We start from the raw sequence: 25,988 nt of genomic DNA, 5'->3' as shown, positions 1-25,988 counted from the left end.
CGCATGAGCATGGAAGCCTACCCCATCGAAGTCGAATTCCCCGATATTTCGCGCCACGAACAATCGGCGTCCGGCATCGCCTACGTCCATACGTTCGACTCGGGCGCGCCGGGTCCGCACGTGATGATCAACGCGCTCACGCACGGCAACGAAGTGTGCGGCGCGATCGTCGTCGACGAATTGCTGCGGCGCGGGTTGCGGCCGCGGCGCGGGCGCCTCACGCTGGCGTTCGCGAACGTCGCTGCGTATCAGCGCTTCGATCCCGCCGAGCCCGATGCGGCCCGCTTCGTCAATCAGGATTTCAATCGCGTGTGGACCGCCGCGGTGCTCGACGACGCGTCGCGCACGTCCAGTGAATTGACGCGTGCGCGCGCAATGCGGCCGGTGATCGACACGGTCGACGCCCTGCTCGATCTGCATTCCATGCACGAGAAGAGCAAACCGTTGATCGTCGCGGGACCGCTGCCAAAAGGCATCGACCTCGCCGTGCGGCTCGGCACGCCCGCCACCGTGATCTGCGACGAAGGCCATCCGGAAGGCCGCCGCATGCGCGACTACGAAGGCTTCGGCGACCCCGCCAGCGCGAAGAACGCGCTGCTGATCGAATGCGGACAGCATTGGGAACAAAGCGCCGTTGCGGTCGCGCGCGACACCACCGCGCGCTTCCTGTTGCTGGCCGGCGTGGTCGACGAAGCGGATCTGCCGGCGGGCTGGCTCGCGCCGTTGCCGCCCGCGCAGCACATCGTCCGCGTGACGCAGCCGGTGGTGGCCACCAGCATGGATTTTCGATTCGCGGCGCCCTACACGGGGCTGGAGATCTTCGCCGAGGCCGGCGCCGTGATTGGCTGGTCGAACGGCGAGGCGGTCACCACACCCTACGACAACTGCATGCTCGTCATGCCTTCGCTGCGGCAACTGCGGCCCGGCGTGACCGTCGTACGGCTGGGCAAGATCGAGCAGACCGTGACGAGCACCCAAACCAGCGGCCAATGACACGACCCGTGCACACTCAAAAGGTAACGAGAAGATGAAGGTACAGCAGCTCAAGCAAAGCGTGAATCTGCAGAATCTGGAGGACTGGGGCAAGGCCGGGCTGCCCGGCACGACGCCGATTCAGGTGTCGGGCGTGCAACGCGTCATCAAGGGCAGCGAATCCATCGATACCGGCATTTTCGAATGCACCGCCGGCACTTACCGCCGCTCGGTCAAGCAGGCCGAGGTGATGCACTTCATCGCGGGGCGCGGCCGCTTCACGCCCGATAACGAGGAGACCATCCACTTCGAGAGCGGCGACACGCTCTTCTTCGAAGCCAATACCGAAGGGCTTTGGGAAGTCGAGGAGACGATGCGCAAGGTCTACGTCATCTTCTGAACGCCGCGTTACACGTCACGCGTTGCACCGGGCGCCGCGCCGCACCATGCGGTGCCTGTCAGGCCGGCGCTCCTCTCTCTTCCCAATCCCATCCCCTCCCGGCGCGCCGACGCGCGCCGCGGCCTGCGTGACCCTGCTCGCTGTCCAGCGCCTTTTTCCAACCGATGTGCATCCGCAACAAAGTCGGGTAATCCCGCGTTGACCCTTCCTTGTCATATTACTTACAGTGCAGACTTGTTCGCATAAAGAATCGCAGTTCTATATACGAACAACTCGCACACAAGAATTTGATGACGACCGGGTCGCCGGGACTGCCGTCGCAGTCGAGGCAGGTCGAATTGGAGAACACCTCTTGAATCGCAATATCACAATGACCCGGCTCGCCTGCGCGATCGCCGCTCTGGCCAGCGCACCGGTTTTCGCGCAAAGCAGCGTGACGCTGTACGGTATCGTGGATACGGGTATCGGCTATCAAAGCAGCCAGGCCCCTTCGCTCGGCTCGACCTCGGGCGGCAAATCGAACGTGAAGATGGTGCAAGGCGTGTGGGCCGGCAGCCGCTTTGGCCTGAAGGGCGCGGAAGACCTCGGCGCCGGCACCAAAGCCATCTTCCAGTTGGAGTCGGGTTTCAATTCCGCCACCGGCGCGCAGCAATATACGAACGCGATGTTCGGCCGCCAGGCATGGGTCGGCGTGACGAACCCGACGTACGGCACGCTGCAGGCCGGCCGCCAGTACACCGCGTACTACTCGCTGCTGTCGCCGTATAGCCCGACCACGTGGCTCACCGGCTTCTACGGCGCACACCCGGGCGACGTCGACGCGCTCGACACGATTTACCGCGCGAACAACTCGCTGGTCTATACCTCGCCGAAACTGTACGGCTTCACGTTCAGCGGCTCGTACTCGCTCGGTGGCGTGCCGGGCAGCCTGAATCGCGGCTCGACGTGGAGCGGCGCGGTGCAGTACATCAACGGCCCGGTCGGCGTCGCGGTCGGCTTCATGCGCATCAACAACTCGACGCTCGGCGGCGGCGCCTACGGCGCGGACTCGACCGTCTCGAACAACGGCGCACAGCCGGGCGTGTCGGCCGTGACCAACGGCTATCAGACGGCGCAGGCGCAACAGCGCTTTGCCGTGACCGGCGGCTATAACTTCGGCAATGGCTGGGACGTGTCCGCGGCCTACTCGAATGTGCAGTACATTCCGGGTGTCGGCTCGAGCTTCCGCGATACGGCGATCTTCAACACGGGCGGCGTCGTGCTGCACTGGAAGCCGACCGTTTCGTGGGACTTCGCGACCGGCTACAGCTACACGCGCGCCACCAAGGCGAATGGCATCACGAGTTCGGCGCAGTACCAGCAGGTCAACCTGTCCGAGTACTATGCGTTGTCGAAGCGCACCGGCCTCTATGCGTTGCAGGCATTCCAGCGTACCAACGGCAATACGCTGGGCACCGCCGGTTCGGGCCACATCATCAGCGCGACGGCAACCATCGGCGACGGCTTCCAGAGCGCGCCGTCGTCGTCGCGCAGCCAGTTCGCCGCCGGCGTGGGCATCGTGCACCGCTTCTAAAACGGCGTCCGATCGTATAAAAAGAAAAGGCTCGTACTCACGAGCCTTTCCGTATTCAGCAGTGAGGAGACCATCATGAACCGCAGCACCGCTGTGAACGTTCAGACCTTCATCAACGAACATCCGTTTTCGCCGTTCCAGTGGCTCGTGTTCTTCATGTGTTTCATCATCGTCCTGCTGGACGGTTTTGACACGGCCGCGATCGGCTTCATTGCGCCTTCACTGATCGCCGAATGGGGCATCACCAGGCCGGCGCTCGCGCCCGTGCTGAGCGCGGCGCTGTTCGGCCTCGCCTGCGGCGCGCTCGGCTCGGGACCGCTGTCCGACCGGCTCGGGCGACGCTCGCTGCTGCTCGGCTCGGTGCTGCTGTTCGGCGTGGCGTGCCTCGGCTCGGCATTCTCGACCAGCATCGAGCAACTGACGACGCTGCGCTTCATCACCGGCGTCGGACTCGGCGCGGCCATGCCGAACGCCGTGACGATGATGGGCGAATACTGCCCGGATCGCCGCCGTGCGACCTTGATCAACCTGATGTTTTGCGGCTTCCCGCTCGGCGCCGCGTTCGGCGGGTTCCTCGCCGCGTGGATGATTCCGCATTTCGGCTGGCGCAGCGTGCTGCTGCTCGGCGGCATCACGCCGCTTCTGCTCCTGATCTTGCTCGTGATCAAGATGCCGGAATCGGTCCGCTATATGGTGGCCAATAGCCAGCCGGTCGAACGGGTTCGCACGGCGCTCGCGCGCATTTCGAGCGAAGCGGCGCAAGCGGGCAGCTTCATCATGACCGAAACCGCGCCGCAGACCGGCGGCAAGGGCATGGCGGTGGTGTTGTCGCGCTCGTACATCATCGGTTCTGTGATGCTGTGGATCGCCTATTTCATGGGCCTCGTGATCTTCTACGCGTCGATCAACTGGATGCCGATCCTGCTGAAGGACGCCGGACTCACGCCGCAGCGCGCGACACTGATTTCCGCGCTGTTCCCGCTTGGCGGCGTGGGCGCGGTGCTGTGCGGCGTGCTGATGGACCGCTTCAACGCGAACCGCATCATCGCGGCCTGCTATGCGTTGACGGCCGTGAGCGTGTATTTCATCGGCCAGGCGGTGGGCAACGTGGGCGCGCTGGTGTTCATCGTGTTCGTCGCCGGCGTGTTGATGAATACCGCGCAATCGTCGATGCCGGCGCTCGCCGCCGCGTTCTATCCGACCGAAGGCCGCGGCACGGGCGTGGCGTGGATGCTCGGCATCGGGCGCTTCGGCGGGATCGCGGGTTCGTTCCTCGTGGCCGAACTGACGCGCCGCCATTTCACGTTCGGGGGCATCTTCGCGATGGTCGCGGTGGCGGGTCTGATTTCTTGCGTGGCTTTGCTGATCAAGCAGGCGGCACGGCCGCATGTGACGAACGTCGGTGCGTCGAAGGCGGAGTCGTTCGGGCATTGAGTTGCCGTGCGCGGGATGATCTGATGGTTGTTTGAAGCCGCCTTTCGAGGCGGCTTTTTCTTTGCTGCCTCGCGTCAGAAAACGCACCACGTAACTTCCCGATAAACTATGCGGTTGTTGATCCATTCGGTTGCCGCGGTGGTGGATGCCAGCGCTTTCGCACCGTTGCTCATCTAACCACAGGATTCAGGGAATGAAACGCGTAGTCGTATCCGCGCTGCTTGCGGTGTGTCTCGCGCAGCCGGCCGTTCAAGCCGTTGCACAAACCGTCAGCGACCAATGCTTTGCGATCGGCGATATCGCCGGGCAGGTCGCCTCGTGGCGCGCGCACAAAAAGACCAAGGCGCAAGCACTCGATCAGGCCGCCAAGTACTACAAGGATGCGGCTGACCGGCAAGCGGTCAGCGCCATCATCGAGAAGATCTACAGCCCGGACGCGCCGCACATGACGCCGGATCAGGCGAGCATGATGTTCACGTCGGATTGCGCGAACCGTAATAAGGCGCAGGCGCCCACGCAATAGCGGCTGGCTCTAGCCGCTAGCGTTTTCGAAATGCATCCAGCGACGTCAGCGCGTTGCCGTGGAAATCGAACAACGTGTTGTTGTCCCACTGATCGCCGGTGCCGACTTTCCATCCGACGTTCGGCGTCGGAATCCATTCGGGCTCCCACCAGAACACGCCTTTGCCGTGGCCGTCCGGTATCGCCTTGACGATGTCCGTCAACGCGCCGAGAAACTGCGCCTGGCCTGCCGGGGTCTGCGGGTAAGTCGCGGACCCCACGTTGGTCATCGAGTTCGGTTCAGAATCGCCGTCGCTGGTGGTCCACGGGTATGCGGTCTCGACCACCATCACATCCTTGTCGTAGCGCGTCGCGAGATCGTTCGCGTTGTTCTGCAAGTCGCTCAGCGAGCCTTGCCACTGCGGGTAGTAGGACAGACCGATCACATCGAACGTGACGCCGCGCTGGGTCGCGCTGTCGAACCACCAGCGGCTCGTCGCGTTGTTGCCGCCGCTGTCCACATGCAGCATGACCTTGATGCGTTCATCGACGGATTTGACCGCGTCGTGCCCCGCCTTCAGCAATTGCGCGAGGTTGTCCCACTGATCGTATTTGCCGAGCGGCCATAGCATGCCGCCGGTGATCTCGTTGCCCACTTGCACCCACTCCGGATGCACGCCGTCGCGCTTGAGCATCTTCAGCACGCTCGACGTGTACTCCGACAGCAATGCGCAGGTCTGCACGATGTCCTTGCCGGCCCAAGCGTGCGGCGGATACTGCTTGCCCGGATCGGCCCACCAGTCGCTGTAATGGAAGTCGATCAGCACGCGCATGCCGAGCGCGGCGGCGCGGCGCGCGAGCACACGCACATGCTCGGCATTGTTGTAGCCGGCAGCGGGACTTTGATCGGCCGGGAAAAAGTTCGGATTGCCAGGATCGTTCCAGACCTTGATACGAATCGAATCGACGCCGTGGCTTCTCAGCAGCAGCAGACAGTCGTGCGGTACGCCGTGCTCATAGAATTTCGCACCGTTCGCCTCCAGTTCGAGCAGCGTCGATAGGTCCGCGCCTTTTGCAAACCGACTGCCACGGCTCGAGGCTTGCAGTTCGGCCGCGAGCGCCGGTGCGCCGAGCGTTGCACCGGCGCCGGCTGCCGCCGCCGTCGATGCGAGCCAGCCGAGCATTTCTCTTCTGTTCATCTGTCATCCTCCATCTATTGATGGGCGGCTATTCTGAAGGCCGCCTGGTCCCAGGTTGAAGCGCTTGAGTTTCACCCTCCGACAAACACACACTTTTTCGACTCGATTCGATTCGATTCCGTCGAACAGCCAACGGCCTCAGACGTTCTTCCACGCGCAGACATCGCCCGTTTTCAACAGCGCGTTACCGAGCACGAACGTCGTGTCTGTCGGCGCCGGCGCATGCACGTGCTCCGCGCCAAAATTGAATGCAAACGTCAGATCGCCGCGTCGCCGAATGCGCAAGCCTTCCGCCAATAGCTGCGTGTCGATCCCGGCCTCGTGCGCCGCCTGTTGCAATACCGTGCGATGCAACGCGTGCGACAGCCAGCCCGCCACATAGCGAACCTTGCCGTGCGAGAGGATCGCCGGCCACGTGTCGTCGAATTGCGCGTCGACCTGCGTGTCGCCATTAGCCCGCACGTGCTCGCGCCAATGCATCGCCGCACCATGCATGCCGCCGATCGACACCGCGGGCGCCAGCGTGGGCCGCAACGTTTCGACTTCGAGCACCTGCATCGGCAGAACGCGTTGCAAGGCGCCGGGCGGCAGAGTGGAAGGAATGGCGAAGCTGTCGGTTTTTGAGCCGCTGCGCGGGCCGAAGACCCATTGCGCTTCGCTCCGCTCGATCTGATGCACGAGCGCGTCGTCGATCACCGCAATGCTGGGCACTACCACCATGGCATAGCCCGTTAGATCCGCGCGGCTCGACACGATATCGACGTCGAGCCCGAGTTCGCGCAACGACTCGTAGTAGTCGAACGCGAGCGTCTGATAATCGAAGGTTTTGCCATGACGCTGAATCTCGAACATCCATTGCGTCTCGTAGTCGAATACGAGCGCAACAGATGCGCGCGACGGCGCGGCGAGTTCCGACAGCGCGGCGCAAGCTGCAATCTCGCGCGCCGCCTGTTGCACTTCGAGGCCGCCCGGCGACAATTCGTTATTCGGCAGATTGAGCCCGGAATGCATCTGTTCCTGCGCATACGGACACTGACGCCAACGGAAATACGACACCAGTTCCGCGCCATGCGCGAACGCCTCGTAAGCCCACAGCCGGACCATGCCTTTCGCGGGCACCGGATTCCACGCCGCCCAGTTGACCGGCCCGGCCTGCTGCTCCATCACCCAGAAGCGTCCGTTGCCTATCGCGCGGTAGCGGTCATGGTCAAACGCGGAAACATCAGGATGCGCGGTGCGCGCATAACGCGCCTTCTGCTCGTCGGGCAGCGCGATCGATTCGGTGCGCGCGATCGGATAGCTGTCCCACGCGGCGACATCGAGCGCATTGTCTTTGGCGAAGCGGTAGTGATCGAAGGTCGTGAAAAAACCCATGAAGTTGTGCAGCAAGTCCGCCTTCGGCGCGTACTCGCGCAATACATCGATCTGCTCGCGATGAAAACTCGCCACCTCGTCCGACATGAAGCGGCGGAAGTCGAGCAGATGAATCGGATTGGCGTCGGTGGGCGTGAGGTTCGGCAAGCCGATCGCCTCGAACGACGGGTACTCCATGCTCCAGAACACGTTGCCCCACGCGTCGTTGAGCGCCTCGACGGTTTCATAGCGCCGCCGCAGCCAGCTTTGAAAGCGCCCGAGCGCTGCTGGCGAATAGCTGGGTACGGTATCGTGGCAGCCGAGTTCGTTATCGGTCTGCCACGCGACGATGGAAGGATGCCTTCCATAGCGCTGCGCCATCGCCGTGACGATTCGCAAGCACTCGCGGCGATAGATTTCGCTGGATATATCGTAGTGACGGCGCGAGCCGAAATTCCAGCGCGTGCCGTCGGCGCGCACCGGCAGCACTTCCGGATACGCGTCGATCAGCCACTTCGGCGGCGAAGCGGTCGGCGTGCCGAGCACGAGTTTCAACCCGGCGGCCGCCAACGTGGCGACGGCTTCGTCGAGCCATTCCCACACGAATTCGCCGGCGCGCGGCTCCATCCGGCTCCACGCGAATTCGGCAATCCGCACATGCGTGATGCCGAGCTCGACCATACGTTTCGCGTCGTCGGCCCACATCGTGCGCGGCCATTGTTCCGGGTAATAACAGACACCAAGTTGCATGAGAAAGTCTCGTTGTTGGATGACGTCGAACAGGCGCTCAGCCCTTGCTTGCACCGAAGGTCAGACCGGCGACGAAATGCTTTTGCATTGCGAAGAACATCAGCACGGAAGGCAACGCGGCCAGCACCGAACCGGCGGCGACCAGATTCCATGCGGTCGTCCATTGGCCCTTGAGCGCCGCGACGCCCACCGTGATCGGCGCGGCGTCGTCGCCTTGCGTGAGACACAGCGCCCAGAAGTAGTCGTTCCACACGAACGTGAACACCAGAATGCCTAGCGCGGCGAGCGCGGGCCGGATCAGCGGCAGCACGATGCGCAGGTAGATAGTCCATTCGCTCGCGCCTTCCACGCGTGCGGCCTCGATCATTTCGAACGGCAACTGTTTGATGAAATTGCGCAGAAACAGTGTGCAAAACCCGGTCTGAAACGACACGTGGAAAATCACCAGCGCCCAGACGCTGTTGAAGAGTCCGACCTTCAGCGCCATATCGCGCACCGGGATCATCAGGATCTGGATCGGCACGAAATTGCCGGCGACGAACGCGAACAACACCGCCGTATTGCCCGGAAACCGATAGGTCGCCAAAGCAAAACCCGCCATCGACGCCAGCACGATCGCGCCGATCACCGACGGCACCGTGATCAGCACGCTGTTGGTGAAGTAATGCAGCATCGGCGTTTGCGTGAGCGCGGCACCGTAGTTTTCGATCAGCGCGAAGTGTTTGGGCCAGCCCCAGTAATCGCCTTGCGAAAGCTCGTCCGATGAACGGATCGACGTGATGAGCACGGCCAGCATCGGCAGCAGCCAGATCAGCAGCGCGATGGGCAGCGACGCTTTGTAAAGCGTGCGATTGAGCGGTTTCCAGCGTTCGACGGGAAGCGGATACATGACGCGTAACTCCTGGAGATCAGCGTTCTTCGCGCAGCATGCGGCGCAAATGGAACACGATGTAGACGAGCATGATGGCGAACAGCACCACGGCAATCGCCGCGGAATAGCCTTCGCGGTAGTACTTGATGGCCTGGTCGTACATGTAATAGGCGAGCACGGTGGAGCTGTCGAACGGACCACCGCCGCTCATCACCGCGATCAGATCGAAGCTGCGCAGCGCGCCGATCACCGTCAGCACCACGGCCATGAACGTGGCGGGCCGCAGTTGCGGCAGGATCACGTACCACAGCAACTTCACGCCCTTGGCGCCTTCCATGCGCGCCGCCTCGACCACTTCCGGATTGATACCGGTCAGGCCCGTGAGATACAGCACCATGCAGAACGGTGTTTGCGGCCACAGCGCGGCGAAGACGATGCCGAACGTCACCGTGTGCGGATCGCCGAGCACGGGAATACCGTGGCCGACAATCAGACGAAGCAAGCCGAAGCCCGGGTCGTAGAACCAGCTGAACACGAGACCGACCACCACGCCAGAAAGCACGAATGGCGCGAAGAACAGCGACTTCACGACGCGCATGCCACGGATATGCTGGTTCAGATACAACGCGAACAGCAGGCCGAGCGGCGGAGCGAGCAGGAACAGCACGAGCCAGATGAGATTGTTCTTGAGCGCCGTATAGAACGTGTCGGCATGAAACAGCTCGATGTAGTTGTCGAAACCCGCGAAGGTTTTCGGCGTCATGCCGTCCCAGTGGTAAAAGCTGAGCGAAATGCTGCTGATGATCGGATACACCACGCACAGGCAGAACAACGCACAACCCGGCAACAGGAAGAAAAACGCGGCGCGGTGCTGGTGACGGCGCGTCGTCGAGACGTGACGGTGCGATGCCGCGGGTAAGCGGCGCGCTGCGGAATGAGACATGGATCGGGCCTCGTCGGAAAATCGAAGGCGAATCGAGGACGAGCGCCGGCCGTCGCTACGCCGCCGGCGCTCCAGGACTGCTTCTTTACTTCTGGTAGATGCGCTTGCGGGTCGCTTCGAGACGCACGAGCACGGCGTCGAGTTGCGACGGATCGCTGTAGAACTGCTGCATCGCTTTCATGCCTTCGTCGGCCATTTCCTTCTGCATGTCGCGATCGTAGAACTGCGCGATGCCGCCTTTGGTGTTAGCGAGCGTCTGGAAGCCGACCTTCGAAATCGCGTCTTCAGGTTCCGCCGACTGGCTATTCGACGGCAGTTGGCCCCAGCCCTTCGCGAGATCGGCGTTGATCTGCGGCTGTTCCATGAAGGCGAGCAGCCTGCGCGCGTCGGCCTTGTTCTTCGCTTTCGCGGGAATCAGCAGCACGTTGACCGGACCGTCTTCGGCCATCGGCACATTGGCATCGATCACCGGGAAGCGGAAAAAGCCGGTTTGCGGTTTGAGGTTCGCCGGAATGCTCGCAGAGAAGAACGTGCCCATCAGCATCATCGACGCCTTGCCGTTCACGAGAAACGGCGCGATCGAATCGAGGTCGTAGGAGAGCGCGTTGTCGATGAAGTAGTGATCGTCGATCAGCGTTTTCCACGCGGTGTACACCTTCTTGACGCGCGCATCGGTGTAGGGAATTTCGCCCGCCATCAATTGCTGATGGAATGCGTTGCCGTTGATGCGCAGATCGAGATAATCGAACCAGGCGGCGAGCGTCCAGCTATCGCGCGCGGCCACGGCGATCGGCGCCACGCCGCTCGCCTTCAGCTTCTTGCAGGCATCGAGAAATTCGTCCCACGTCTTCGGCTCGCTCTTGATGCCGGCCTTCTCGAACAGATCCTTGCGATAGAAGAAACCGTAGGCGTCATAGCCGAGCGGCGCCGCGTACTGCTTGCCTTTATACGTCGACGCTTCCTTCACCGACGCGTACTGCTGCGACCAGCCGTTCTTGCTCCAGTCCGACGACAGGTCTTCGAGCAGGCCGCGTTGCGCGTAATACGCCATGCGCTCACCGTCGTGCCACGAGACGACGTCGGGCGGATCGGTGGCGAGCCAGCCGCTCATCTGCACCTTGTACGCTTCTTCGGTGATGTAGGTCACCTTGAGATCGACATCGGGATTGGCTTTCTTGAACTTGTCGAACGCGTCCTGCCACGTCGAGCGCTGATTACCGCGCGCCGATACGTTGACGTTGAGCGTGGCGGCGTCGACGGCGGCACAGCAGAGCGAGCCGGCAACCAGCGCGGCTGCGATCGACACGTGTGCAAGACGGCGAAGGCGAAGAGCAATCATCTTGTGTCTCCTTGATACCTTGTTGACCGGCAGCGTGTGGCTGCCGGCGATGTAACCCGCTCTGTGGCGGAATTCGGCTTTGATGAATCAGTGGGTGCTGTCAGCGCTCACGAATGAAAACTCAAGCGGCGGCCCGCTCGGGCTCGAACGTGCTTCGCCGCAATGCCAATCCATCCGCGTCGAACAGATGACACGCGGAAGGTGGAACATGAATGGCGATGCGCTCGCCGGAACCGATCGGCGTATCGCCCGCAGCCTTGGCGATGAGCGTGCCCGCCGCGTGATCCGCGTGAATATAGCTGTGCTCGCCGAGCCGTTCCGAGAGCACCGTCGTGCACTGCACGAACTGATCGTCGCCATCGAGGCGCAGATGTTCGGGTCGCACGCCGAGCGTGACAGGCTGGCCGCGCTGCAAGCGTTGACCATCGACGTGCGCGATCAAGCGCTCGCCGCTTTTTAGCAACGAGACCGTCACACTGCCTGGTTCGATCGAGTTGACTACGGCGTCGATGAAATTCATGCGCGGCGAACCGATGAAGCCCGCCACGAAGCGCGACTTCGGATGGTGATACAACTCGAGCGGCGCGCCGCTCTGCGCGATGCTGCCGAAGCGCTCCGCATCCGCGCCGGCGTGCAGCAGCACGATCCGGTCGGCCAGGGTCATCGCTTCAACCTGATCGTGGGTCACGTACACCACGCTCGCGTTGGCGAAGCGCTGATGCAGACGGGCGATTTCGACTCGCGTCTGACCACGCAGCGCAGCGTCGAGATTCGAGAGCGGCTCGTCGAACAGAAACACGCCGGGCTCGCGCACGATCGCCCGGCCGATTGCGACGCGCTGCCGCTGACCACCCGAAAGCGCCTTCGGATAGCGCTGCAAATAATCATCCAATTGCAGAATGCGCGCGGCTTCGCGGACCTTGCTGTCGATCACGTCCTTGGGCTGTTTCGCGAGTTTCAGTCCGAATGCCATGTTGTCGAACACGGTCATGTGCGGAAACAGCGCGTAACTCTGGAACACCATCGCCACGCCGCGCGCTGCGGCGGGCACGTCGTTCACGAGACGGCCGCCGATGTGCAACTCGCCTTCGCTCAGGTCTTCGAGACCGGCGATCATTCTCAGCAGGGTCGACTTGCCGCAACCCGACGGCCCAAGAAAGACACAGAACTCGTGCTGCGCGATTTCCAGGTTCACGCGTCGGATCACCGGCGGATGGTCACCGTACGACTTCTGCACATTCGTCAAACGAATCGCTGCCATGCTGCCTCCTTCGGATTTAACCGCTTAAATTTCTGTGAAAAATAAGTGGCTAGCCCTTGTGCGGCAAGCATTTAATCGCTTAAATTCGAGTTCGAGGGAAAAAGTCATGGTGGGTGTCTCCGCTGTGTTTTCCAGCAAGTTATCAACGTCGTCCTCAGCTTGCAACATTTGAATCGCATTCCCTGAATATGGGATAAATCGCATATGGTCACTTTGTCCGAAGTCGCGAAGCGCGCTCACGTTACTGCCGCGACCGTCTCCAACGTGCTGCGCAACCGCGAGAAAGTGCGCCCGGAAACGGCTGAACGCGTGCTCAAGGCAATCGCCGATCTCGGCTACCGGCCCAATCTGAATGCGCGTGCGCTGGCCGAGGGCCGCTCGTCGACGCTCGCCTTGATGCTGTCGAATATCTCGAACCCGTTCTACCCCGAGTTCGTGCTGGCCGCCGAGCGCGCCGCGCGCAAAGCCGGCCACTTCCTGATGGTTTGCAATACTGACGATGACGCCGAGATCGGCCGCGCCTATCTGAACCAGATCGCGGGCACGCTGGCCGACGGCGTGCTCGTCATGAACACGGACATCACGATCAACGACCTGTGCGCGTCGGCCACGCACAGCGCGCCGATCCTGCTGGCCATGTGGGAACACCCGGAAGCGCCGCCCGCGCTGCCTTGCATCGCCGTGGACTTTGCTCACGCGGGCGAGCTGGCCGCGCGGCATCTGCTCGAACTCGGCCACCGCGAAATCGGCCTCCTGATCGGCGACGGTTGCGGCGGCTTGCAGGACGCGCGCTCCAACGGTTTTCGCGCGGCGATGCGTGCCGCCGGCATCGAGGCCGATGCGGCCGCGGTGCTGCAGATCCGCGACTCGATCGACGCCGGCTACGCCGCCTGCATGCAACTGATGGCGAACCGGCCGCACCTCACCGCGATCTTCGCGACCAACGACCTGCTCGCGATCGGCGCGGCGCAGGCCCTGATCACGCTGGGCCGTTCGGTGCCCAACGACGTTTCGGTGATCGGCATTACCGACATTCAACTCGCCCACCAGGTGCACCCTGCCCTCACGACGGTCGCGATTCAAACCGCGGCGATCGCGGAGTTGTCGATCGAAAGTCTGATCCGGCTGATCCAGACGCCGCACCAGCAGCCGTCGATGGTGCTCGCGCCGCCGCCCACCTTAGTGGTGCGCGCGTCGACCGGCCCGCGACGGTTGAAATGAATTTGCAGGGTAATCAGCAGAAAATGCTGTCATCGCCGAAAAAAAACGGCGCGCAAACCGCCGGCGCCTCGATTGGCAATTTCATCGATTGCGGTAGAGGCGTAGCATCGATCCATCAATCGACGCGCGTACGCGGCCGCGAGCCTCGCTACGTCAAGGGCAACCTGAAGGAGCAACCGAATGTCTCTCGCATTGACACGCAATGAACTGATCCGCCCGCAGAACCTGATCGACGGAGCATGGACCGGCGCCGCCGACGGCGCCCGCTTTGCCGTCACCAACCCGGCCACCGGCGAAACGATCGTCGAAGTCGCGGACAGCGGCGCCGCGGACGCGCGCGCCGCCACCGACGCCGCCGCCCGCGCATTCCCCGCCTGGCGCGACAAGCTGCCGCGCGAGCGCGCCGAGATTCTGCGCCGCTGGCACGCGCTGATCGTCGCCAATACCGACGACCTCGCGAAGCTGATGTCGATGGAACAGGGCAAGCCGCTCGCGGAAAGCCGCGGCGAAGTCGCTTACGGCGCGTCGTATGTGGCGTGGTTCGCCGACGAAGCGACCCGCATCTACGGCGATGTGATTCCGCAGCAGCAGCGCGGCAAGCGCATGAGCGCGGTGAAGGAACCGGTCGGCGTAGTCGCCGCGATTACGCCGTGGAATTTCCCGCTGGCCATGATCGCCCGCAAGATCGCGCCCGCGCTCGCGGCCGGTTGCACCGTGGTCGCCAAGCCGGCCGAAGACACGCCGCTCACCGCGCTCGCCCTCGCCGCGCTCGCGCAGGAAGCCGGTTTACCGGATGGCGTGCTGAACATGCTGTCGGCGTCGCGTGAACAGGGCATTGCCGCCGTGGCCGATTGGCTCGCCGACGCGCGCGTGCGCAAGATCACGTTCACCGGTTCGACGCCGGTCGGCAAGCATCTCGCGCGCGAATCCGCGGGCACGTTGAAGAAGCTGTCATTGGAATTGGGCGGCAACGCGCCCTTCATCGTGTTCGACGACGCCGATCTCGACGCGGCCGTTGTCGGCCTGATGGCGGCGAAGTTCCGCAATGGCGGCCAGACCTGCGTGTGTCCGAACCGCGTCTATGTGCAAGCCGGCGTCTATGAACGCTTCGCCGAACTGCTCGCGCGACGCGTCGCTGCTTTGAAGGTTGCGCCCGCAACGGACCCGGACGCGCAGATCGGCCCGATGATCAACGAACGCGCGATCGACAAGATTGCCCGTCACGTGGAAGATGCCGTCAAACACGGCGCGAAAATCCTGGTCGGCGGCAAGCGTTTGACGGAACTCGGCCCGAACTACTACGCGCCGACCGTGCTGACGGACGCGCGCGACGACATGCTCGTCTGCTGCGAAGAAACCTTCGGCCCGGTCGCGCCGCTATTCCGTTTCGACGACGAAGCCGACGCGATCCGCCTCTCCAACGACACGCCGTTCGGTCTCGCCGCCTACTTCTACACGCAGGACGTGCGGCGCATCAATCGCGTGGCCGCGCAGCTCGAAGCGGGGGTGATCGGCATCAATGAAGGCGCTGTGTCGAGCGAAGCAGCGCCGTTCGGCGGCGTGAAGGAATCGGGCTATGGCCGCGAAGGGTCGAAATATGGACTCGACGATTACATGTCGATCAAGTACATGTGCCAGGGCGGGCTTGATTGACGAGCCTCTCGCTGCCCGTGCTTTGATGCCTTGATGCCAGAACGCTCTGCCGCCGAACGCCATCGCTTCTCACTTGTAAGAAGCGCTGCGCCGAGGCGGCAGTTCTCATTTGCCTGCGATAAATCCAGCACGACGCCGGCACGGCCGCTTTCGCCGGTTCACGGTCGTGAAAGAAGCAAGTAGTCGAAGCTCAGCGTATCGAAGTCGGTCAGTTGCATTGCAGATCCCCTCCGTTGTTCGCAGGATAAGACCGCCGTTCAGCGGCTCGCTCTGCACTCCGCCAAATCTCAGCTCCCCGAATCAAAGCCCGTTCCCCTCTCCAGAGAACGCCAACACGCCCGTCGCCGCAACGGCCTCGCGCGAAGTACCGTCACCGTCATGCACACGATTCATGACGGCCATTTTTGGCCCGAATTTGACCGCGTTATTTCCCGGTCCTATCGTTCGATCATGCCTGCCGGGCTCGTCTCGCCGCTCCTGCCGAACAACATGGCGAGAACGCGCGACCCTCCACATCGTGACCTTCCACCTGCCATGACCCGCCATGAATTCTGACGCGACAGCCGCTCTGACATCCCTAACCTCAACCCGGCCCACCAGCAAGGTTCGTCGCGCAGTGACGACCGCCGTGCTCGGGCAGGTTCTCGAATGGTATGACTTTTTTCTCTACGGCACCGCCGCGGCGCTTGTATTCGGCAAGCTGTTCTTTCCGGTCGGCAGCGATCCGCTGACGGGTACGATCGCGGCATTTGGCGGCTTTACGGTGGGCTTCATCGCGCGGCCCATCGGCGGCGTGTTGTGCGGCCACATCGGCGACCGCTACGGCCGCAAAACGGTCATGATGCTGACGCTGCTCGTCATGGGCACGGCCACCGTCTGCATGGGTCTTCTGCCGACGTATCAGCAGATCGGCCTCGCCGCGCCCGTCATGCTGGTGCTGCTGCGCATTCTGCAAGGTCTCGCCGCCGGCGGCGAATGGAGCGGCAGCATCCTGCTGATTCACGAAAGCGCGCCCGCCTCCCGGCGCGGTGGGCTGGCAGCCTGGAGTCCGTGCGGCGCTGCATTCGGCTTCGTGCTGTCCACCGCCGCGTTTCTGCTCGTGCAAACGCTCTCGCCCGCCGACTTCCACAGTTGGGGCTGGCGCGTGCCGTTCCTCTGCAGCGCCGTGCTGGTCGCGCTCGGTCTGTGGATGCGCCGCTCCGTCGACGAAAGCGCGGAGTTTGCCGAGGTCAAGGCGACTCGCCGCGATGCCCGTATGCCGATCGTCGAGGTGCTGCGCCAATGTCCGCGCCAGGTACTGACGGTGTTCGGCCTGCGTTTCGGTGAAGGCGCGGCGTCGTACATCTTCTTCGCGTTCTCGATCGCGTATGGTCAGTTCATCGGCCTCAAATCGAGCTGGGTGTTGGGCGGCCTGACTGTGTCGATGCTGCTGATGATTCCCGTGTCCTTGTTCATGGGCCGTCTCACGGACCGTGTCGGCCGCAAGCCGGTCTACCTCGCCGGCGCCGTGGCGATGGTGCTGGTCGCCTATCCGTATTTCACGTTGCTCGGCTCGGGCGTGCTGTGGAAAGTCATCACCGCGCTCGTACTCGCCAACAGCATCACGCTCGGCATTCTGGAGGGCGCACAGCCCGCTTTCATCAGCGAGTTGCTGCCCGTTCATCTGCGCTTCTCGGGGCTCGGTATCGGCCGCGAGATTTCATCGGTACTCGGCGGCGGACTTTCGCCGATGGTGGCGACCGCGCTGCTCGCGCACTATCGCAGCGCTGCGCCGGTGGCGATTTATCTCGTCGTGCTCGGTTTGATCACAGTGCTCGCCACCTGCTTCGCACCGGAGACCTTTCCAAAGGCGCTGCGGCTTCAGGCGAAAGCCAGAGAGCGCGTCGAGCACGAAAGTGCTTAACGCTTTATCGACGCCACTTCGTCCGCACTCATTCACTCTCACTCCCAAGCCGTCATCATGCAAAGCCTTCAGATGAGCAGTCTTTCGACCTACGCCTACGAACCTCGCGCAATCGATCACGCCGATCCGTATCCCGACTACGCCGGCCCGATCACAATCGACGCGCTGATCGGCGAGATCGAGCGCCGCCGCGACGAGTTCGATCAACTCTCCCACGTTCCGCGCGACATGATCGCGAAGATGAAGCGCGCCGGCATCTTTCGCGCGAGCACGCCGCAACGTTTCGGCGGCGACGCGCTGCCGCCGGCGCAATTCCTGCGAATGCTCGAACGCATCGCGATCGCCGACGGCTCGGCCGCCTGGGTCGCCGCATTCGGCTCGGCGAATACCTATCTGGCCGCATTGCCCATCGAGACGCAGCAGCAGATTTACGCCACCGGCCCCGACCAGGTTTTCTCGGGCGGCCTCTATCCGCTGCAACCCGCCACCAAAGCGCCCGGCGGCTTCGTGGTCAGCGGGCAGTGGCGCTTCGCGAGCGGCTGCAAGGGCGCCGACTGGATCGGCGTCGGCATCGGCGGCACGCCCGCCAATTCCGGCGATGCGGGCGCGGGCAAACCGTTCACCGCCGTGTTCCCCGCGCATGAAGTCGAGATCGTCGAGAACTGGAACGTGGTCGGCATGCAGGGAACCGGCAGCCACGATTTGCGGCTGCGCGATAAATTCGTCGATGCGCAATGGACCTTCGTGCGCGGCGGCGCGGCGCTGATCGACGAACCGCTCTACCGCTACCCCGCCGTCGCCTATCAGGCGCAGGTGCACGCGGCCGTCAACATCGGCCTCGCGCGCGCGGCGCTCGATCTGCTGACGGGCCTGTCCGGCTCGACGAAAACCACCACCGGCGCGCCGCGCCTCGCCGATCGCGGCTATTACCGCTCGGGCCTCGCAAAGGCGGAGGCCAACTGGCGCAGTGCCCGTGCATTCTTCTACGAATCCGCCGAAGCCGCGTGGCGGACGATTATCGACGGCGATCCCGTGTCGCAGGAACAGGCCAATCTGTTGCGCCTCAGCGCGACGCACGCCGCGCAGATCGGCGCGGAAGTGGTGATGCAGGCTTATCAGATGGCCGGCATCGCCGCGATCTATCGCGAGAACCGGTTGCAGCGTCTCGTGCGGGATTCGATCGTGGTGACGCAACATGCGTTTCTGGGCGAAGGCACGTACGACGCGTCGGGCGCATTGTTCGCCGGCGTGCCGCCGGTCACGCCTTTTCCGTAACGCGGTGCGTCCTGCCTCATGCCATGCAAAAGGAAAAGAACGTGACGATCGAAGACACCAGAAAGCGTTTCCGCGATGCGATGGCGTGCCTGCCCGCCGCCGTCAACATCATCACCACGGACGGACCCGGCGGCCGCTGCGGCATCACCGCGAGCGCGGTGTGCTCGGTGACGGACGCGCCGCCGACCATGCTCATCTGTATCAATCAGGCAAGCTATGTGCACGACGTACTGCATCGCAACCGCAGCGTGTGCATCAACGTGCTTGCCGCCGAGTGCCAGGAACTCGCGCGTGATTTCGCCGGCATGACAGCATGCTCGATGGACGCGCGCTTCGGGCGCCATGCCTGGACGAGCGGCGCGTCGTCGGCGCCGGTGCTCGCGGATGCGATCGCCAGTCTCGAAGGCGAGATCGTCGACATCAAGACGGTCGGCTCGCACTCGGTCATGTTCGCGCAGATTCGCCACATTGCGCTGCGCTCGGATGGCGACGGGCTCATCTATTTCGGCCGCCAGTTTCATCGGCTGACGCGGCCGCTAGCGACGACGGCGCCATCAGTTGCCGCGCAAGGCGCGAGGTGAACGTGGAAGTCTGCTTCTTTCTCGTCTGCCACGGTAAGCCTGCGCGTGAAGCGCGGTCTCTCGATCTGTCGCGGTTCGAACTTACACAGCGAGACGTAGAGGGACTACGCCGTTTCGTGATCCACCTGCCCGCGGAATCGGACGACTGCGATCCTTTGTCGAAGTCCGACGCTTCCGCGCGACCTCGTTGCGTGCTGCAAGGGTACTTCGACGACCTCGACCTGCTTGAACAAGCGCTGCAACCTGAGGGCGCAATACACGACGTCGTAAACGAATCTTCGAGCACGGGTCTCACCTTCACCCAGCAAGCGATGGCGGTCAGGCGATTCGCCACCCCCGATCCAAGCGACTTCGGCACTCGCGCCGAACGCTGCACCTACCTCGTCAGCTACGAAGGCGAAGCGCAGGACTTCAACGCATGGCTCTCGCATTACCTGGCGCATCATCCACCGCTAATGGCGCAATTGCCCGGCATTCGCGAACTCGAAATCTACACGCGGCTCGATTACCGCTCGGGTCTCGGCATCGAACGCGCCACGGCCATGCAACGCAACAAAGTCGTCTTCGACGATCCCGCGTCGCTAGCGGCTGCCCTGGCGTCGCCGATTCGCGCCAGCATGAAGCAGGACTTCAACACCTTTCCGCCCTACAGCGGCGCGACGCTGCATTTCCCTATGCGCAGCATTTACGGTAATCTGAAACCCAAATAAATGCCCTCTCTCGCCGCGATCCGAACGTCATGACCAAGTCGCACCCCGGCATTACGGATTTGAACCTCCTGCGCGTATTTCTGGCCATCTCCGATCTGCGCAGCCTGACCGCCGCAGGGGAGCGTCTCGGACTCACGCAACCGGCGGTCAGCCACGCCTTGCGCCGGTTGCGCGTTTTATTCGACGATCCGCTGTTCGTTCGCACGCCCACCGGCATGGTCCCCACCGACGCCGCCCTGCGCTTGCACGCGCCGCTCACGCAGGCGTTCGGCATCATCAACGACGCGGTCCAACAAATCGCCAAGTTCGATCCCGCCACGGCGCAGCGCGTGTTTCGTGTGTCCATGTCGGATATGTCGGAGTTCTATTTCCTGCCGCCGCTTCTTTCGATGCTCGACCGCAGCGCGCGCGGCATTCGCCTGGAGATTGCGAATGTTTCCGTCGATTCGGTGAGTTCGGCCATGCGCAGCGGCAAGATCGATCTGGCGCTCGGCTATGTGCCCGGTCTCGATCCAGGTTGCGTGAGCAAGACGCTCTTCGTCGACGAACATGTTTGCGTGGTGCGCGCCGGTCATCCGCTGCGCAAACAGAAGCCGACCAAGGAGGACCTCGCCAGCTTGCGATACGTGTATGCCAGCACCAACGCGACCGGTCACCGGATGGTGGAACAGTGGCTGGAAGAATTGAATCTGCGCCGGGATATCGTGCTGCGCCTGCCTCATTTCGTGGTGGCGCCGGAGATCGTTCAGCATACCGACCTTGCCGTGATTTTTCCGCGGAGTATTGCGCAGCGCTTCAACCGCAACAAGGCATTTCGCATCCTGCCCTTGCCGTTCGCGCTGCCACCCATCGAAATTCAGGTCCACTCGCACTCGCAATTTTCAGCGGATCCGGGCATTGCCTGGCTGCTCGATGAGATTTACGGCATGTTCCATCAACCGTCGATTAGCGCAACGACGCGAGCGCCGGCTGAATCGTGAGGGCGTCAGGCCGATTCGCGGCTAGTGGCTTATTTCAGGCGCAAGGATTGCCCCGCCACCTGAACAGGAGACCAGGAAAACCGATATGAACATCAGAGCCCTGCAGTGCTTCGTGATTCTCGCGGAGGAGCTCAATTTCAGCCGTGCCGCCGAGCGTCTGCATATCGCGCAGCCCGCGCTGAGCCAGCAGATCCGTTCACTCGAAGAACGGCTCGGCACGCAACTGGTCGATCGGGCAAGACGTCCGCTGAGTCTGACCGAAGCGGGCCATTATCTGTGCAGCGAGGCGCGTCAGATACTCGGCTCTCTGGAACAGGTGACGCTCGTCGCGCAGGAAATCGGCGTCGGCCGGCGCGGCTGGCTGAGCGTCGGATTCACCCGTTCGTCGATGTACAGCGTTTTGCCGCCCGCGCTCAAGGCATTTCACAAGGCGTATCCGCAAGTCGAACTCAAACTCTTCGAGATGCTCACCGAGGAACAGACCGATGCGCTGCGCGACATGCGCATTCACATCGGCATCGGCCGGCAGCCGCTGACGGTTGAAGGTTGCACGTCGTATCCGCTGCTGCGCGAGCGCGTCGTGGCCGCGCTCGAACCCAGCCATCCGCTTGCCGCGCACAAGAAGGTGAGCATTGCCGATCTCGCCGATACGCCGCTGATTCTCTATCCAAAGCATCAGAACGCCCAGTTCAAACGCTCGGTGCAGTCGCTCTATCGCGATGCGGGAATCACACCGCTCGTCGCGCATGAGGCTTATGAAATCCAGACCGCGATTGCCCTGGTTGCGGCGGGTCTCGGCGTGACGTTTATCGGCGAATCGGTGGCGCGGCACGGACGCACCGACGTGGTTTACCGTCACCTTACGGGACCGGGCTCGTCGTACCGCTCCACGCTCGCGGCCACCTTTCGCACCGACGATGCTTCGCCTCACCTGCGGGCATTTCTGGCTTGCCTTCCCGCCCCGCTCACCGAGGCACACTATAAGCAAAAAATTATAGAAGCATAAGCAACCGGTCTTGGACTCCCTGTCCGCGCGTTCGTATCATTGACCTCACACATGATTAGAACGCAGCCACGGCTACGGCCGTCGCCGCAAGGTAGGAGACAAGATGACCGCGATCAACGAAGCCGTAACCATGCGAAAAGTTTACGGGCGCCTCATGCCCTTGCTCTTCGCGATGATGTTCTTCAACTATCTCGACCGGATCAATATCGGTTTCGCCGCGCTGGACATGAACAAGCAGCTCGGTTTCAGCCCGGCCGTGTTCGGCTTCGCAGGCAGCATCTTCTTCGTCGGCTACATGGTGCTGGAGGTGCCGAGCAACCTGTTGCTGCATCGCGTCGGCGCACGCCGCTGGATCGCGCGCATTCTTCTGACGTGGGGCGCGGTCGCGGCGGCCACAGCCTTCGTGTTCAACGATTCGAGCTTCTACGTGCTGCGCTTTCTGCTCGGCGTGATGGAAGCGGGTTTTCTGCCGGGCGTCGCGGTCTATCTGACGAAATGGTTTCCGGTGCGTTACCGTGCGCGCGCGGTTGGGGGATACATCATCGCCGGTTCGTTTTCGGCGGTGCTGGGCGGTCCGATCTCGACCGCTTTGATGACCTACGCGAACGGCATTCTCGGTTTGCAGGGCTGGCAGTGGATGTTCATCCTCGAAGGCGTGCCGGCCATGCTGCTCGGCCTGTTGACGCTGCGCATCATGACCGAACGCCCCGCCGACGCCGACTGGCTCTCCGACGACGAAAAGCGCTGGCTCGAATCGACGCTCGCCGCCGAGCGCGAGGCCGTGGGCGGCAACACGCATTTTCCGCTGCTGCGCGTGGCGGGCGACATCCGCGTATGGAGCCTAGCGTGTCTGTTCGGTTGCGCGCTGGTCGGTATTTACGGCCTCTTCCTCTGGCTGCCGCAGATCGTCAAGAGTCTCGGCCATCTGAGCAATCTCGAAGTCGGCTTTCTGTCGGCCGCGCCGCCCTTGCTCGGCGTATTGGGCACCTTCCTCATCAGCCGCAGTTCCGACCGCACCGGCGATCGCAAGAAGCACCTCGCATTCGTGTACGGCATGAGCGCGCTAGCCATCGCCGGCAGCGCGTATGCGCCGAACCCGGTGATCGCTTATGCGCTGCTGTGCGTGACCGGTTTGTTCATCTATGCGGGCAACCCGCTGTTCTGGAGCCTCGCGTCGTCGTTCAGAACCGGCGCGGCGGGCGCCGCGACGATCGCGCTGATCAACACCATCGCGCAGTTCGGCGGGCTGGTCGGTCCGTGGAGCATCGGCCTCGTGCGCAACGCCACCGGCAACTTCAAGCTGGCTTTGCTGACGATCGCCGCCTTTCTGATTGTCGCGACGATCATCGCGCTGGTCATGCGAGTCACACCGGCTGAGGACGAAGCGAATTCGCTCGCCGCCGGCGACGCCGCCCCGCGCGCCTGAGAAGCGAAGCGGCCGCACACACAGTTTGGAAAAACAGCCGACTGAATCTGCGCGCGCCATGTGCGCGCGCAAGGACAACTCACAGGATTTGAACACCATGATCATTGATTGCCACGGTCACTACACGACCTCGCCGCGTCAGCACGAAGCCTGGCGCACGCAGCAGATCGCCGCGCTGAAGGACGGCGGCACGCCGCCACCGCGCCCTGTCATTACCGACGACGAGATTCGCGAGAGCATCGAGGGCGGCCAGTTGCGGATTCAGCGCGAACGTGGGACCGACCTCACGATCTTCTCGCCGCGCGCGGCCGGCATGAGCCATCACCTCGCCACTGCCGAAGCCAACGCGCTCTGGTCAAGCGAATGCAACGACCTCGTGCATCGCGTATGCGAACTGTTCCCGCGCAACTTCGTTGGTGTGTGTCAGTTGCCGCAGGCGCCCGGCGTGCCGCCCGCAAACTGCATCGCGGAATTGCGGCGCTGTGTCGAAGAGCTTGGCTTTATCGGCTGCAATCTGAATCCGGATCCGTCCGGCGGCCACTGGTCCGGCTTGCCGCTCACGGACCGCTCCTGGTATCCGCTCTATGAAGCGATGGTGGAGCTCGACGTGCCGGCGATGATCCACGTCTCGTCGTCGTGCAATCCGAATTTTCACGCGACGGGCGCGCATTACATCAACGGCGACACGTCGGCGTTCATGCAGTTGCTGCAGGGAGACCTGTTCGCCGACTTTCCGACACTGCGCTTCATCATCCCTCATGGCGGCGGCGCGGTACCGTATCACTGGGGGCGGTATCGCGGACTCGCGCAGGACATGAAGCGTCCGCTGCTGAGTGAATACCTGCTGAAGAACGTGTTCTTCGACACCTGTGTGTATCACCAGCCCGGCGCGGAACTGCTCGCCAAGGTCATTCCGGTTGACAACATCCTGTTCGCGTCGGAAACCATCGGCGCGGTACAGGGCATCGATCCGGAGACCGGCCACTATTACGACGACACGCGCCGTTATATCGACGCCATCGAATGGCTCAGCGACGCGGACCGCCAGCGTATTTACGAAGACAACGCGCACGCCGTGTATCCGCGGCTCTCGCGTCAACTCGATCGACAACTCGCAGCACAAGGAACTCAAGGGGCAACGGTATGAATCCAATCGGATGGCGCGAATACGACTCCGCAGCGCAGGCCAACCCGGCCACACTCGAAGCACTCCGTGAACTGGCCGTCTCGCTGCTGAGCGACAACATGGCGCGCGCGAGCGGCATGGTGGGCTTGCGGCCTTATCATCGGACGCGTCCGATGGCCGGCACCGCCGTCACGGTCCACACGCGGCCGGGCGACAACCTCGCGATTCATCGCGCGTTCGACTTTTGCCGGCCCGGCGACGTGCTGGTGATCGACGGCGCGGGCGACCTCACGCAGGCGCTAATGGGCGAGATCATGGCGAGCTACGCGGAAAGTCTCGGCGTGCAGGGCCTCGTGATCGACGGCGCGATCCGCGACGTCGGTGCGTTGCGTCAGCGGGAGTTTCCGGTGTATGCGCGCGGCGTGACGCATCGCGGGCCGTACAAGAACGGACCGGGGGAAATCAACGTGCCGATCACGGTCGGCGGCATGGTAGTGCATCCAGGGGATATCATTGTCGGCGATGAAGACGGCTTGCTCGCAATCGCCCCCGCCGACGTGGAGGCGGTGATCGAAGGCGCGCGCCGTCAGCACGCGAAGGAAGCGGCGGCGCTGAAGTCGATTGCCGACGGCAGGTTCGACCGCTCGTGGGTCGTTCCGCACCGGGAACGGATGATGAACAACTGATAGTGGACTTCATGGCGCGATATCTGAACGCTGCAACACTCCTCGAACTCGCGCGCGATGCACAGACGCGCGCCACTGCGCCCTGCTCGTGCACGAAGACGCCGCTCGACGGCTGGCAATCTCAGCCTTTGTCGCTCGATGAAACGCAGTTCGAGGAAATCGGCACGCTGTTGCCGGAGGACGATCCGGAGCCGACGTTCAGCGAGTATCTGCCGGGAAAGACCAGTTACTGGGCAGCGGATGCGCCTATCGCGCCGCGGTACTTTCCGTATAACCGCTGCGCCGTGTGGCAATGCTCGTTGTGCGGGCGGCTTTATCTGCGGTATGTGGAAGGTGGTGGGTATTTCGTCGACCGCAGGATTCGTGCGGTGAAGGCGGAGTTGATTGAGGATGTGCCTTTGGAGGGGTGATGGGGGGCGGGCGAGTCGAACGAGCGACCGGATGATGTTGCAGTCGCACTGCGCATCCTCGCACGTGTTCGTTTGTCCGGTTGCCTGAAGCTGCTGCCACTACTCGTTTCTTGTTACCGTGAAGTCAATTGCCGCGCGGCGCAGGTTGCGCAATCAGGATCGCGTTACACGTCGTTTTGTGACCTTCCACCGCCATTGGCTGACCGAGATCATCGCAGCCGTCCAGACCTTCGGCGATTTCAAACAGATGTGGCGCGCACAGCGGACACGTCACCCGATCGCCCTTCCGGGCAATGGGAATTTCCGCTGCGCTCCAGGTCGATGAAGGACTGCCCGAAATCACCTTGCCGACGTGACTGGTGGTGTCGCCTACGACAATCTGCGCTTTTCCTTGCAGGTTTGCCCGTTCCATTGC

24 protein-coding genes are annotated in these 25,988 nt (G+C 62.9%); 17 read left to right on the top strand and 7 right to left on the bottom strand.

Annotated elements, in window-relative coordinates; genetic code table 11:
* Window positions 1-3: 3 nt before the first annotated feature.
* The 5 genes from P0D96_RS14210 (at window position 4) to P0D96_RS14190 (ending at window position 4,902) form a co-directional block, all read left to right on the top strand.
* Window positions 4-993 carry a succinylglutamate desuccinylase/aspartoacylase domain-containing protein gene (locus tag P0D96_RS14210; protein WP_408177847.1) on the top strand — a complete coding sequence of 330 codons (990 nt, stop codon included), beginning with the start codon at window positions 4-6 and terminating at the stop codon, window positions 991-993.
* 34 nt (window positions 994-1,027) lie between these two features.
* Window positions 1,028-1,372 (top strand): cupin domain-containing protein, encoded by a 345-nt coding sequence (locus P0D96_RS14205; RefSeq protein WP_132381888.1) that lies wholly within the window; start codon window positions 1,028-1,030, stop codon window positions 1,370-1,372.
* A gap of 370 nt (window positions 1,373-1,742) precedes the next feature.
* Window positions 1,743-2,945, top strand: coding sequence for a porin (locus P0D96_RS14200; protein ID WP_132383248.1), 1,203 nt, complete (start codon window positions 1,743-1,745; stop codon window positions 2,943-2,945).
* Window positions 2,946-3,020: 75 nt separating this feature from the next.
* The gene (locus tag P0D96_RS14195) at window positions 3,021-4,379 is read left to right on the top strand and encodes an MFS transporter (protein WP_408177846.1); all 1,359 of its coding nucleotides are present in this window, start codon (window positions 3,021-3,023) and stop codon (window positions 4,377-4,379) included.
* A gap of 193 nt (window positions 4,380-4,572) precedes the next feature.
* The gene (locus tag P0D96_RS14190) at window positions 4,573-4,902 is read left to right on the top strand and encodes a hypothetical protein (protein WP_132381884.1); all 330 of its coding nucleotides are present in this window, start codon (window positions 4,573-4,575) and stop codon (window positions 4,900-4,902) included.
* Window positions 4,903-4,918: 16 nt separating this feature from the next.
* Here P0D96_RS14190 and P0D96_RS14185 read toward each other — a convergent pair whose 3' ends face one another.
* From P0D96_RS14185 to P0D96_RS14160, 6 genes are all read right to left on the bottom strand, one after another.
* Window positions 4,919-6,079 (bottom strand): glycoside hydrolase family 53 protein, encoded by a 1,161-nt coding sequence (locus tag P0D96_RS14185; protein WP_408313934.1) that lies wholly within the window; start codon window positions 6,077-6,079, stop codon window positions 4,919-4,921.
* Between the two features lie 138 nt (window positions 6,080-6,217).
* Entirely contained in the window at window positions 6,218-8,182 is a 1,965-nt protein-coding gene (locus P0D96_RS14180) for a beta-galactosidase (RefSeq protein ID WP_408313932.1), read from the bottom strand.
* A 37-nt stretch (window positions 8,183-8,219) separates the two neighbouring features.
* The gene (locus P0D96_RS14175) at window positions 8,220-9,071 is read right to left on the bottom strand and encodes a carbohydrate ABC transporter permease (protein ID WP_408286460.1); all 852 of its coding nucleotides are present in this window, start codon (window positions 9,069-9,071) and stop codon (window positions 8,220-8,222) included.
* A 19-nt stretch (window positions 9,072-9,090) separates the two neighbouring features.
* A complete protein-coding gene (locus tag P0D96_RS14170) occupies window positions 9,091-9,996 on the bottom strand; it encodes a carbohydrate ABC transporter permease (RefSeq protein ID WP_132381878.1) in 906 nt (301 codons plus the stop codon).
* An 85-nt stretch (window positions 9,997-10,081) separates the two neighbouring features.
* Window positions 10,082-11,335 (bottom strand): ABC transporter substrate-binding protein, encoded by a 1,254-nt coding sequence (locus P0D96_RS14165; protein ID WP_408177841.1) that lies wholly within the window; start codon window positions 11,333-11,335, stop codon window positions 10,082-10,084.
* A 121-nt stretch (window positions 11,336-11,456) separates the two neighbouring features.
* The gene (locus P0D96_RS14160; RefSeq protein WP_408313929.1) at window positions 11,457-12,596 is read right to left on the bottom strand and encodes an ABC transporter ATP-binding protein; all 1,140 of its coding nucleotides are present in this window, start codon (window positions 12,594-12,596) and stop codon (window positions 11,457-11,459) included.
* A 204-nt stretch (window positions 12,597-12,800) separates the two neighbouring features.
* Here P0D96_RS14160 and P0D96_RS14155 point away from each other — a divergent pair, with 204 nt between their 5' ends.
* From P0D96_RS14155 to P0D96_RS14100, 12 genes are all read left to right on the top strand, one after another.
* On the top strand, window positions 12,801-13,817 hold the full coding sequence (locus P0D96_RS14155; protein WP_408177839.1) for a LacI family DNA-binding transcriptional regulator: 1,017 nt from the start codon (window positions 12,801-12,803) through the stop codon (window positions 13,815-13,817).
* A gap of 180 nt (window positions 13,818-13,997) precedes the next feature.
* Entirely contained in the window at window positions 13,998-15,470 is a 1,473-nt protein-coding gene (locus P0D96_RS14150) for an NAD-dependent succinate-semialdehyde dehydrogenase (protein ID WP_408313927.1), read from the top strand.
* Between the two features lie 544 nt (window positions 15,471-16,014).
* The gene (locus P0D96_RS14145; protein ID WP_408177837.1) at window positions 16,015-17,373 is read left to right on the top strand and encodes an MFS transporter; all 1,359 of its coding nucleotides are present in this window, start codon (window positions 16,015-16,017) and stop codon (window positions 17,371-17,373) included.
* A gap of 57 nt (window positions 17,374-17,430) precedes the next feature.
* Window positions 17,431-18,648, top strand: coding sequence for an acyl-CoA dehydrogenase family protein (locus P0D96_RS14140; RefSeq protein WP_408177836.1), 1,218 nt, complete (start codon window positions 17,431-17,433; stop codon window positions 18,646-18,648).
* Window positions 18,649-18,671: 23 nt separating this feature from the next.
* Entirely contained in the window at window positions 18,672-19,229 is a 558-nt protein-coding gene (hpaC, locus tag P0D96_RS14135) for a 4-hydroxyphenylacetate 3-monooxygenase, reductase component (RefSeq protein ID WP_408313924.1), read from the top strand.
* A 2-nt stretch (window positions 19,230-19,231) separates the two neighbouring features.
* Window positions 19,232-19,939 (top strand): EthD family reductase, encoded by a 708-nt coding sequence (locus P0D96_RS14130; protein ID WP_408177834.1) that lies wholly within the window; start codon window positions 19,232-19,234, stop codon window positions 19,937-19,939.
* 29 nt (window positions 19,940-19,968) lie between these two features.
* Window positions 19,969-20,919, top strand: a complete 951-nt coding sequence (locus P0D96_RS14125; RefSeq protein WP_408177833.1) for a LysR family transcriptional regulator — start codon at window positions 19,969-19,971, stop codon at window positions 20,917-20,919.
* 85 nt (window positions 20,920-21,004) lie between these two features.
* Complete coding sequence (locus P0D96_RS14120) at window positions 21,005-21,925, top strand: LysR family transcriptional regulator (RefSeq protein ID WP_408177832.1); 921 nt, start codon at window positions 21,005-21,007, stop codon at window positions 21,923-21,925.
* A 103-nt stretch (window positions 21,926-22,028) separates the two neighbouring features.
* A complete protein-coding gene (locus P0D96_RS14115) occupies window positions 22,029-23,351 on the top strand; it encodes an MFS transporter (RefSeq protein WP_408177831.1) in 1,323 nt (440 codons plus the stop codon).
* 97 nt (window positions 23,352-23,448) lie between these two features.
* Window positions 23,449-24,498 (top strand): amidohydrolase family protein, encoded by a 1,050-nt coding sequence (locus P0D96_RS14110; RefSeq protein ID WP_408313922.1) that lies wholly within the window; start codon window positions 23,449-23,451, stop codon window positions 24,496-24,498.
* A complete protein-coding gene (locus P0D96_RS14105) occupies window positions 24,495-25,163 on the top strand; it encodes an RraA family protein (protein WP_408286478.1) in 669 nt (222 codons plus the stop codon). The genes P0D96_RS14110 and P0D96_RS14105 overlap by 4 nt, the downstream gene beginning before the upstream one ends.
* An 11-nt stretch (window positions 25,164-25,174) precedes the next feature.
* On the top strand, window positions 25,175-25,573 hold the full coding sequence (locus tag P0D96_RS14100; protein WP_408286480.1) for a hypothetical protein: 399 nt from the start codon (window positions 25,175-25,177) through the stop codon (window positions 25,571-25,573).
* Between the two features lie 124 nt (window positions 25,574-25,697).
* On the opposite strand, the gene P0D96_RS14095 is transcribed toward P0D96_RS14100, so the two are convergent.
* The gene (locus P0D96_RS14095) at window positions 25,698-25,985 is read right to left on the bottom strand and encodes a PAAR domain-containing protein (RefSeq protein WP_408313920.1); all 288 of its coding nucleotides are present in this window, start codon (window positions 25,983-25,985) and stop codon (window positions 25,698-25,700) included.
* Between the last annotated feature and the right edge of the window lie 3 nt (window positions 25,986-25,988).

Origin of the sequence: Paraburkholderia sp. RL17-347-BIC-D, from assembly GCF_046027915.1 — a bacterium.
Lineage (GTDB): Bacteria > Pseudomonadota > Gammaproteobacteria > Burkholderiales > Burkholderiaceae > Paraburkholderia.
Note: the sequence above shows the minus strand (reverse complement) of the source record. Positions and strands in the feature narration are given on the sequence as shown.